We start from the raw sequence: 10,624 nt of genomic DNA, 5'->3' as shown, positions 1-10,624 counted from the left end.
TGAGCAGATATTTGCCCTTGATCTTGCCCTTCAGATAGAAGGCCAGCCGGCCCTTGGAATAGACCTCGTCATACTCGCCCGGACGCGCCACCTCGATGTTGTCGTCGCCCATGCGCTTGCCGATGGTGAGGTCGGCCAGCGCCACATAGAACCAGTCGTTGTCGGGAATGTTGATGTCGCGGGAAAAGGCAAGGCCGCCGGTCTTCGAGGCCCCCTTGACGGCGACGGGCACCGCATGATCGCCCGGCGGCAGGATACGCTGCACGACGAAGGCTTGCTCGGGATCGACGGGAACCGTCTCGCCCAGAACCTCGACGACATAGCCGGGCGGCACGTGGCGGCCGTAGACCGTCACCGCCCCGCCATGGACGGGGATGTTGCGCAGCGCCGTGCGGTCCTCGCCCATGCCCGGTGCCACCGCCTCTTCGCGGCCGTGCCGCGGCTGGGTGCGTTCGGTGCGCCGAAGACTGAGCGGCACTGTCTCGTCATAGCGGCCTTTGGCACCGTAGACGCGCAGCACGTAGGAAAACTCCGTCTCCGTCTCCGCCGCCGGCATCGCCCAATTGGCCGTCCCGTTGATGGCGACCGGCAGGATGGCCAGCGGCCGGTGCTCGGCGCCGTCCTCGTAAATGCGGATCTCGGCGCGGTCGATGAAGGCCGGGTAGTTGGCGGTCGCCAGGAAGGTGACCGGCTCGCCGGCGCGGTAGGTATGCTCCACCGGCATCGTCGACACGTTGAGCAACGGGTCCGCCTCCAGCCCGTCGAACTTCACCTGGATGTCGACCGCCGACAGCCCCGCATCCGTCTGGCGCTGCCGGTCCACCGGCCGCGCGGCAGGCGCCGCTTCCCCCGGCGCCAGACCGGCTTCGCCGGCCGCGACGCTCTCGTCCACCGTCTCGCCGTCGACGCTGATCATGAAGGGGATGGACGGCGTATCGGCCGCGCTCTCCGCTTCCGTGTTACGGCCCACTGGCAGGCCGCTCACCGAAGCGTCGGCCAGCACCTTGCCTGCCATCCCATTGTCCTGGGCCGGCGCCGGACCGGCCGCCCCCAGCAGGCCGGCCAGCGCCGTACCGCCCAAAAGCAGAAGCCGAAGGTCGAGTGCCTGCGCCGGACGGGCGCAGCCCATGGCTGTCATGAACGTCCTCATTGCCCCGCCTCCACGCGCGTCTCGATGCTCAGCGGATAGGCCCGCTGCCGCCGTCGCCATCGCTCGGCGATCAGCGCCTTCATGCCGCGCACCCGCGCCTCGGCAAGGTCCGGATCGGTGCCGGCGTCGATATAGGCCAGCCGCAGCACCGACCGTTCCTCGGCAAGCACGTCGATCAGCCGGTCGACATGCGCGGCCCAGTGCGCATCGAGCTCGGCCCGGCCCGGCACGAAGGCCTCGTCCTTGAGATCAAGACGGACGACGCGGCCGATCGAGGCGCCGAAATTGAGCTTGGTCATCTTGCCCGCCGTCAGCCGCACCACCCGCGGGTTCTCCGTCGTCAACCGGTAGCCCGAAGGCAGCGTGCGCGTGTCCAGCTTCATGATGAAGTTGGTGCCGATACGTTGATCGGGCAGGTCGGCGCAGGCGACGTGGAAGCGACCATACCGGTCGGTGGTGATCAGCCAGCCCTTGACGGTTGCCACCCGCACCCCCGGCAAGCCCGGCTCGCCGTCGTCCTGGTAGCCATTGCCGTTCTCATCGTCGAACACCTTGCCGATGATGTCGCCGCAGTCGAACACCGGCTCGACCAGGATCTCCACAACCGCCGTCGCCGGCGGCGCAAGTGAAGTACCCGACGCGTCCGTCGCGCTGGCCCGGTTCACATGCTCGCCAGGGCCGGCCGAGCTCAGCGCCAGCATCCGGAGCCGGATCTCAAGCTCGCCATTGCCGGCAAGAGACAGGTTCTCGAAACGCACGGCGCGGCCGGAAACCTCCGGCTCTACCGTCTCCCCGTTCAGCGTCGCCGAGCCGTCCACGTAGCGGAAGCCCGACGGGATGGTGTCGACCACCGTCAGCCCGCTCGCCCGCGAGCCGGCATGGTTGGTCACCCGGATGATGAACGGCGCCTGCTCGCCACGCCGGATGGAGCGCAGTTGCGCGATCTTGGCCACAGAGATGTCGCTCTGCGCAAAGGGCAGATCCAGGAGCGTCCCGCTACCCTCCGATTCCACCGGCGTACCGGTGGTCCTGGTACCGTTGGCATAGCCGATCGCCGTCGCCCGGTTCTCGACGCCGTCTTCCACGCCCGAGCCGTTGTCGATGTCGGTCTGCGTCAGGACATAGGTGGCCTCGAAGATCATCTCCTCGTCCGGCTCCAGCGTCGCCGAGGGCGGATCGAAAGCCGACAGCTCACCGCCCCCCTCTTGGCCGTCGAAGGTCGGGCCGGCATCCTCCGGCACCACATCGGCAAGCGCCACGTTGCCCGTGTTCGTCACCGTGAAGCGGTAGCGGATCGTGTCGTCGGGACTGGCGAAGCCGTTCTCGTCGGTATCCTCGTAAGTCCCAGTCTTGACTAGCTCGAGCCCCGTCACCTGCGACGGCACCACCGCGCAATCGTCCGAGGGGCATTCGGGATCCGGATCGCCCGGCTCCTTGATCATATTGGCGATCTCCGTAGTCCCCTCGGGTAGCGGGTCGACCACAGCGGCCGCCACCGTCAGCACCAGCGTACCGGGGGCGGAGCCGTCATGGGCAGGCACAGAAAGCCCCGTCCAGTCCACAACGCCGCCGCCGGGAGTGCCGCCCGTATGCGCGCCGCCATTGTCGGCCAATACGAAGACAGTGTTGTTGTCGAGCAGGTCCTGGATGGCGTAGCTGTCCCTCGCGCCGCCGTAGTTGTTGAGCGTGATCTGGTAGGTGAGGGTCTCGCCCGGCTCGGCAACGCCGACCGTCGGGCCGTCCTCGTCGATCAGTTCCTTCAGCCGTGCGACCCTCCCGGCGGCCGGAACCTCGACGCATTGGTCGGGCGTGACCCTGCAGTCCACGGTCTCGCCGGGCTCGTAGACGACATTGCTGATACTGGTCACGCCGTCGGAGATCGGATCGTCGACCTGCAGCTGAACCGTCAGCACCAGCTCGCCAGAATTCGTCCCGTCGCGCGCCGGGACGGTGAGACCCGTCCAGGTGATCAGATCGCTGTCGTCATTGCCGCCGTCGGCATCCACAACCGTCAGGTTGTCGTCATAGTCGTCTATCAGACCGTAATTGGCGCGCGCAGTGTCAGTGGCATTGGTGAGCGTGATCTCGTAGGTGAGCGTCTCGCCCGGCTCGGCAGCGCCGTCGAGCTCCCCGCTCTCGTCCACCAACTGCTTACTCTTTGTGACCAGCGGCACGGTGTTCGTGTCCGTGCTCGTGTCGTTGCCCGGATCCGGGTCCGGCACGTCGGGCGGGTTGGTGACGGTCGCCGTGTTGACGAGGTCGCCCTCGAAATCCAACGGCACGGTCATGGTCAGCGTGAAGGTGACGGAGCTGTTCGCCGGCAGGTTCACCGGCACGTCGGCTATGGCGCCCGCGCCGCTCGCCACGCTGCAGACCGCGCCATTCACCGGGCTGCCGCAGGTCCAGGTCGCGTCAGTGATTCCGTCGGGAAGCGGATCGCTCACCTGCGTGCCCGCAACGCCGAACGGGCCATTGTTCGAGACGGCGATCGTGTAAACGACATCCTCGCCCGCCGCGTAGTTCTCACTGCCGTCGTCCTTGGCGATCTCGACATCGGCCGGGAAAGTGAGCGCCGTGGTGGCGCATTTGGCGCCGTCGTTCTGGCCGGAGCCCTGCAGATCGGAGATCAGCGTCCCCTGCCCCGTCGCCACGTCGAACCGGTAGAAGCCGCCAACATTGTTGCTGCCGAAGACGCCGTTGCTGGCCCCGAACATGCCGCCGAAGGCGTTGGTGGGCAAACCGGTGGGGCCAACGGGGGCGACAAAGCCGGTCGCCGGGTCGATTGTATAGAGCACGCCAGTGCCAGAGACTGTGTAGAGCAGCCCGTTGTGCCATGCCAGGTCCGGACCGTGGGTGGCGGCCCCGCTCAGCGCAACGGACGTCGCCGTCCTCGACGTGACATCGACGGTATAAAGCCTCCCGGCGGTCGCCGAATAGAATGTTCCGTCCGGGCCGAACTCACCGGTAACGCTGCCGTTCGGAAAGCCCGAGATCGTTCCGAGTACCTGCACGCCGCCGTCGCTGCCGACGCGTGCCAACCGTGGCGGGGTCGTGTTTATCTCGAGCCCGTAAATGTAATTGTCGATGGGATTCATCGCGATGCCGTTGTACTGGTTCGACGAGGCCGACCCCACCGGATTGACGTCGAAGGGGTTCGACGATGAGTCGAACACAAACAGCTGCGTCGGAACGTTCTGCGCCAGGTACATGGTCGGCGTGCAGGAGCCGAAGGATGGCGAATCATCGTTGGTGATCGTGCAGACGGCGCTTTCGCCATTAGCCAGCGTCAGTGAATTGCCATTCACCGCCGCCCCTCCATCGATCGAACAGCTGTATTCGGAAGAGGCATAGCCAAGGACATCGCTGGATTCGCTGAGCGTATATGTGCCCGCTGGGATCGAAGCGTCGGTGACCGCAGGGTCACCCATCACGCCTTCGATAGCCACCGGACCATCTGCGCTCAAGGTGAAGTCGCTCGCCGTGGCGGTGCCGCCTTCGTTATTTATGACAGTCTTCTGCAGCGTCAGCATCGGCTGACAGAGCGCGGTCGACTGGATTTGCGCCATGAACGCCGTCGCGCCAGGCCCAGACTTTATATGGACGATGATCGTATTGAGGCCCGTCTGCCAAGCGCCATTCATGGAGCCGTTAGCCCCATTGCCGCTCGTGAATCCGCTATAGAAATAGGGATCAGCAGTGCCGTAGTCCGAACTGATGTTCTGGGCTGCCCCGTTCACCCAGACTTCGATGACAGAGTTATCGGAAAAGAATGTCATCTGCAGGTCCAGCGTCGACGGGTCGACGGCAGGGTCGAGGTTGAACTCGTAGCGATAGAAGGCGTCGTAGTTCTCGTTAGTGGGATTTATGGCAGTCGCGTTATGGGAGACCCAGTTGGCGTTGCCAAAGGGCGAGGTTGTGTAAACGGCAGGCGGATCGTCTACGACAACGGCGTCAGCATAAGTTAGACTTCCTGGCGGCCCGCCTGTCACGTCTGTGGTCGTCAGGGCAACGTCCCAGTTGGCGTCCGTGCCCGATGTGAGCATTCCTCCGGTGGAGGAATCGTATGCCGTGTTGAAAAATGCCCCGTCCGTCGTGCATGCGACGGTAGGGGTCGCCTGGGCGCGAGCTTCTTGCGTGGTGCCGAGAGAAAGCCAAACCGCCAGAATGAAGAGACCGGCGAGGGTGTTCCGTATAAGATGGGGAGCATATCGAAGCAGGAATCCGGGCGACCGTGTTGACGCCTTACCGGAGCCGGCTATGCGATGACAATGGACGGCAAAGCAACGTGTGGCGGCAAAGAACAAGTTCGACTTGTGCATGAACGACCCCTCGTATGCGAAAACCCCTTGGCACTGTCGTCTTCTACGCGCGGTATGAATTGCGCGCATACAAAGCATTTCGATAGATTCCCCTCAGAATCCAACGCACGCCATCAATGCTTCTGACGAAATTCTAACCCAAGAGGGACTTCGATATATTCACACAAGGGCACGATTTCTGGCCTTGGGTATTTCAAGAAGCTTCGGTCTTTTCAAAAAAATACGAAATTATTTATACACACATGCGGGATGTGGCATATTGGACACAAGCCTTCTTTCACATCTGCTAATTATTCCAAATAAATAGTGAACTAGCGCAGTGTTACACTCCAGCGTACTCTTATAGAATCTGAAAACACTATCGCTGCGCCCGTAGCCTTGCCGGGGTGATACGCATGTGGCTCCGCATGGCGGAGGTAAGGTGGCTCTGGCTGGAAAAGCCGCTTAAATAGGCCACCTCTGCGATAGTCATGTCCGTTTCGAGGAGCAGCTTTTCGGCAAAGGTCAGGCGCCGGTTGACCAGGTAGCGGTGCGGCGGATAGCCGAAGGTTTTGGAGAAGGCCTGGATGAAATGGCTGGGCGACAGGTCGCACACGGCGGCAAGCTCAACGACCGACAGCTTGCGCGCGTAATGCTCGTCCAGATATTCCCGCACCCTTCTGGCGACGTGGTCGGGCAGCCCGCCCTTCAGCCGCGCAGACCGCGCATCGGCGCTGGAATAGCTGCGAAGTACGTGAATGCCGAGGAGGACGATGAGGGACTCGACGTAGGGCTCGTTCGGCGGCTCACCGCGCATCAGCTCCGCTTTCATCAACTCGGCCATATGCAGGGCCTGTGGATCAACCTTCCCCTTCAACGGCCGGAGCTGGGCGCATTCCATATCCAACGTTTCTACCGCAAGCTCGCGCAGGCATTCGGGCTTCCAGGCGATGAGCAGTTCCTCCCTGGCCGCCGACCAGCCCATTTCGACCTCCACATTGGCGGGGATGACGGTCAGCATTCCGGTGTACGCGTCGTATCTGTACCGTTCGCCGCCACCAAACCTCGTTGTCGTCCCGGGAGAGCACACCAGCGCTACGGTGGCCACGTGATTTGTGGTGAGGAATGTCTGCGAGGACGGCGAACGGACGGTGTGGGCGACCGCGCCCTTGGCAGTGACCAGTCGCGGACCGGCGTTTTCCGGAATGATGTCCAGTATCCTACGGCCCGCCAGGGGACGATCTATCCCCCGACGGCCAGGAGATCGACCGTTGAGCTCGTCAAGCATCGCCGATGGCCGGAAAGGTGAACGGGTTGGTGCTCGTGTCGACGCTGTGGAGCTGCGTCGGATTGGCGCCGATCGACAGATACATGGTCGACGTACAGGCGGCGAACGGGGTCTGCGCCTGTGCTTGCGCGTCGCCACTCCAAATCGCCATCCCGGACATCAGGGTGGCTGCCAGCCCGAGCCTGGCCTGGCGGCTTGCACGACCAACCGTCCCGCAAGCAGCGCGATCCACCATCATCCTCAATGCCATCGGGAATGACGAAAGCCACGCCGGCGAGCGGGAAAGGCAGGGAGGCCGCGCAGTACAGGCGAGATAACCTGCCAAACAACGCGCAACATCGCGCAGCGAAACCGGCTTAAGCATGGACGATCCCCTCGTAGGCGAATCATCCGGCGCGGTGTTGCCCTGCTTCCGCGCGGCCTAACGCCGCGCCGCCCAAGCATTACATCGGTTTCTTCTTTAATCCGATGCGCTGCATCAATACCCAGGCTTAAAGGCCCCATACCGGACAATTCCAACCTGGGCAGAAGGGCACAACCTTCACGGGTGGTATTTCAGGACTTTGCCGTGAGTATAAAAATATTGCGCAAAATGGCGCCTTCATCCACATATCGCTACGATCTTGCCACATTTTTCTCGCGCTGAGCATTTTTCTTGTCCTTGCTGGCGCTATCATCATCAAAAACTTAAATAAATCTGTCTGTTATGCCGTATCTGGGCCGGTGTCGCATGCCGATGTTTCTTCATCGCAGCGGTCAGATGGCTCTGACCTGAAAACCCGCTCAGATAGGCGATCTCGGCAATTGATATGTTGCCCTCCAGCAGGAGTTGCTCGGCAAAGGTCAAACGCAGGTTGAGAACGTATTGGTGCGGCGGCTGGCCGAATGTCTTGTTGAATGCCCGAGTGAAGTGGAATGGCGAAAGACCGGCGATCGACGCGATCTCCCCCACCGACAATTTGCGGGTGAAATTCTCGTGGAGAAACTCTTGCACTCTTCTTGCGTCGCGGGACTGTCAGGAATTTCGTGTCTGAGGTCATGATGATGGAAAGGAGAATCATCACATGGCCATTGAGAAAGAACTTTTGGACCAACTGCTTGCGGGGCGCGACCCTGGCGAGGTCTTTGCCAAGGACGAGTTGCTGGACGATCTGAAGAAGGCGCTGTCGGAGCGCATTCTGAACGCCGAGCTGGATGAGCATCTGGGCGAAGAGCGCGAGGCCGCAGGCGGCGCTGCGAACCGGCGCAATGGTGTGTCAAAGAAGTCGGTCCTGACCGGTACGTCGAAGATGACGTTGTCGATCCCGCGCGACCGGGGCGGCGCAAGCGAGACATGGCCGGCGCCAAGCTCACTGGTCGCCAATTCGAGCAGGGCCTCGGGCCGGACGATGACTACCACGCTTTCTCGTGTGCACGACCAGACCGTATGCACGTCACACGCAGTCGCGATCGGCTGCCCGTGCTCGCAGGCCGAGAGCCTCTTCGCAGATGCAGTTGATCTGAAACCCGGTCACCAAAATTCTCACGATTAAATGCCCAAGCCGAAGCAAGCTGGGGCATTCTTGCAATCTGCCAAGCAACACCATGCAGCGACAATTCGGACACCAGCTTCGAGGGTCATGAACTATCTCTGGACCGCAGTCATTGCAGTTATCAATTCGCGATGAAATCCCAACAGACCCTAGAGCTGTCGGCGCCGTATCGTTTCCGCAAGCTCAGCAAAGGTTTCTGCGATCCCGGCACCGGTTTTCGCGCTCACGAAACTGACACTTGAGGGTGCGAGATCAATCTGTTCGGCGCCCCCCCCGCCTTTCGTGAGGTCGATTTTGTTCACGAGGGCCTTGTATGGCCTCCCTGGAAACCTTGACTCGAAGCCCCGCGCCAACTCGACCATGTGCGTGATCGATTGCGGCCGTGTTACATCCGATACGATGATTGCGGCTGAAGCCCCCGTGACGTAGGCGGTTTCGAAAATACGTGTCCCAAAATCGCCGTCCGTATCCCACAGCACAAGGCGCGCCAGTTCGCTCCCATCAGCAGGGACATCATAACTGAGAACTTCGACGCCGAGTGTCGTCATGTATTGCCCGTCGAAACGATCGTGCACGAGGCGGTACATGATCGATGTCTTACCAACACCCATGTCGCCAAGCAGCATGACCTTTGCCGTGAGCATCACTGGGACGGTTCGGTCTGAAACATGTTTTCGAACGTAACCCGGCGGTTTGCGGCATTCGTTGCGCCGATCGTATCGGCAATCGGCATTGATGCCGAGCGTGAAACGACAATCAATCGCGAGGGCTCGACCCCGAGAAAGGTCAGCCTCTGCACTACCCTCTCCGCTCTCTTTTTGGCAAGTATTCTGTTGGCCGAATCCGATCCGACATGGTCCGTATGCCCGACGACCCGAACTCTCAGATCGTTGTTTGCAAGCAGCCCGGCCAGTTGTCGCATCTGCTGCTCGGCTTCTTCGCTATTGACGAATTCGTCGTTGCCCGTGCGGAAAAAAACAGCCGTCGAAGTCATGAAGCGGCCGAGCCGTTCTGCAGGACTGTCGATAATGGACTCCAGCCTGCTATATTGCTCACTCAACTCTGCGTATTGCTGATCTTTGGATTTCGATTCCTCGGCCACCGCCTCGCGCATTTCGTCAATGCTCGCCTGTATACGGGCAAGTGATTGCTGCATTGCGGCGACATCTGTCTGCAGTGCAGCCGACTGCTCCAGTCCGGGCACGATGCCGATCTGGTTGATCATCCGATAGGGAGCCGCAGCCTTGGCCAGTGCGTCAACCAAGGGAACAACATCCACTTGGCTGGGCTCGATGCCGGAGACCGTGAGATGTCGATTGCCATGGTCAAAGTCCAGCCGCAGTGGAAACGATGCCAACAACGGCTGCTCGTCGACAAGCTGCTGCAGCGCGGCATTCGTCCGCTGCTCTAATACCGTGCGAGACACGAACAAGCCGGCGAACCAGACGAGCAGGACAGCGGTGAGAACGGCAAATAGAAACAGAATGGCCTTTCCACGCTGCCTTTTCCTTTTGCGAGAGAGGGGATGATTTTCGATGGACGTTGCCAATGAGGCGAGCGTCGCAGCATCGCAGTTCGAGCCACGGCGCATACTCTCGATCATGTCATAGAAAAGCGAATTGATCCTGGCTTCGTCGGCGGGACGCAGGAGGCCAATACACTCTGCCGCGAGGATGAACTGCGGCGAGGCGCGAAGCACGATCTCCTTTCCGCCGAGATCGAGCTTTTGCAGACTACCTTCTTCGGCTAGCGCCTGAACAGAAAATTCAAGGATCGCTGCGACCATCGCGCTCACCAGGTCCGCGCGTTCGTCGAGGGTCCCCTCGCGCTTCCAGTCTGCGACGAGGCGTCCATTGCCGCGTTCGATGACCAGCAACCGGTTGACCCGGCGTGGATTGCTGTCTGCCATCACGAACTCGCTGATCGGACGGCCGGTCACCAGAGACTTGATGCGCGCGACCCAAAGTTCCCCGGATGTCAGCGCACCAATACGCTCTTCCAGCGCCGCAACCAGTTGCTTGAAGGTGTTTGCTACGGCTGCGCTGACCAGCCGCCCGACATGAGGGTAGAGCGCATCGATCATCATCTCGCGCGAATTCCTGATCTCGCTCCGAATTGCCGACACCACGACGGGTGCAACGACGTTCGCGAGTTCGCGCGGCTGACGGACTTCCGCCCGCTCCAACGCGGAGACCAATATGTCTGCCGTTGCCGCTTCGAGGCGCTCGGGGCCGCCTACATAGCGCCGTAGAAAAGCGACATCTGTCTCCAGTTCCGCAAGACGCGTCGCCTCCGCTTGAAAGAGCAATGTCTTGAGTTGCTCGATCTCGCGGTTCTGGCCAGTTGTAGATGCCAT

6 protein-coding genes and 2 pseudogenes are annotated in these 10,624 nt (G+C 61.5%); 1 reads left to right on the top strand and 7 read right to left on the bottom strand.

The window, feature by feature from the left end:
* The 5 genes and pseudogenes from N1058_RS06915 to N1058_RS06895 all read right to left on the bottom strand — a co-directional run.
* Positions 1 to 1,150 (bottom strand): annotated as a pseudogene (locus N1058_RS06915) (TonB-dependent receptor); the annotation flags it as partial.
* Complete coding sequence (locus N1058_RS06910) at positions 1,147 to 5,193, bottom strand: DUF6923 family protein (RefSeq protein ID WP_265516762.1); 4,047 nt, start codon at positions 5,191 to 5,193, stop codon at positions 1,147 to 1,149. The gene N1058_RS06910 and the pseudogene N1058_RS06915, both read right to left, overlap by 4 nt.
* A 634-nt stretch (positions 5,194 to 5,827) precedes the next feature.
* On the bottom strand, positions 5,828 to 6,736 hold the full coding sequence (locus N1058_RS06905; protein ID WP_265516761.1) for a helix-turn-helix domain-containing protein: 909 nt from the start codon (positions 6,734 to 6,736) through the stop codon (positions 5,828 to 5,830).
* Entirely contained in the window at positions 6,729 to 7,100 is a 372-nt protein-coding gene (locus N1058_RS06900) for a hypothetical protein (protein WP_265516760.1), read from the bottom strand. The genes N1058_RS06905 and N1058_RS06900 overlap by 8 nt, the downstream gene beginning before the upstream one ends.
* 315 nt (positions 7,101 to 7,415) lie before the next feature.
* Positions 7,416 to 7,730, bottom strand: coding sequence for a helix-turn-helix domain-containing protein (locus tag N1058_RS06895; RefSeq protein ID WP_265516759.1), 315 nt, complete (start codon positions 7,728 to 7,730; stop codon positions 7,416 to 7,418).
* 70 nt (positions 7,731 to 7,800) lie between these two features.
* Between N1058_RS06895 and N1058_RS06890 the strand changes: the two are divergent.
* Positions 7,801 to 8,058: pseudogene (locus N1058_RS06890) on the top strand (transposase); the annotation flags it as partial.
* A gap of 359 nt (positions 8,059 to 8,417) precedes the next feature.
* Here the strand turns inward: N1058_RS06890 and N1058_RS06885 are convergent.
* Positions 8,418 to 8,894, bottom strand: a complete 477-nt coding sequence (locus N1058_RS06885) for a P-loop NTPase family protein (protein ID WP_265516758.1) — start codon at positions 8,892 to 8,894, stop codon at positions 8,418 to 8,420.
* Between the two features lie 17 nt (positions 8,895 to 8,911).
* Complete coding sequence (locus N1058_RS06880) at positions 8,912 to 10,624, bottom strand: OmpA family protein (protein ID WP_265516757.1); 1,713 nt, start codon at positions 10,622 to 10,624, stop codon at positions 8,912 to 8,914.

This window comes from Nitratireductor luteus (assembly GCF_026162365.1).
Classification (GTDB): domain Bacteria; phylum Pseudomonadota; class Alphaproteobacteria; order Rhizobiales; family Rhizobiaceae; genus Chelativorans; species Chelativorans luteus.
Note: the sequence above shows the minus strand (reverse complement) of the source record. Positions and strands in the feature narration are given on the sequence as shown.

What these genes read in the sequence shown, in the direction of transcription:
- N1058_RS06905 (WP_265516761.1), bottom strand. Translation starts at nt 6,736, where the DNA reads ATGCTTGACGAGCTCAACGGTCGATCTCCTGGCCGTCGGGGGATAGAT.
- N1058_RS06910 (WP_265516762.1), bottom strand. Translation starts at nt 5,193, where the DNA reads ATGCTCACATCGGGCACGGACGCCAACTGGGACGTTGCCCTGACGACC.
- N1058_RS06880 (WP_265516757.1), bottom strand. Translation starts at nt 10,624, where the DNA reads ATGGCATCTACAACTGGCCAGAACCGCGAGATCGAGCAACTCAAGACA.
- N1058_RS06885 (WP_265516758.1), bottom strand. Translation starts at nt 8,894, where the DNA reads ATGCTGCTTGGCGACATGGGTGTTGGTAAGACATCGATCATGTACCGC.
- N1058_RS06900 (WP_265516760.1), bottom strand. Translation starts at nt 7,100, where the DNA reads ATGCTTAAGCCGGTTTCGCTGCGCGATGTTGCGCGTTGTTTGGCAGGT.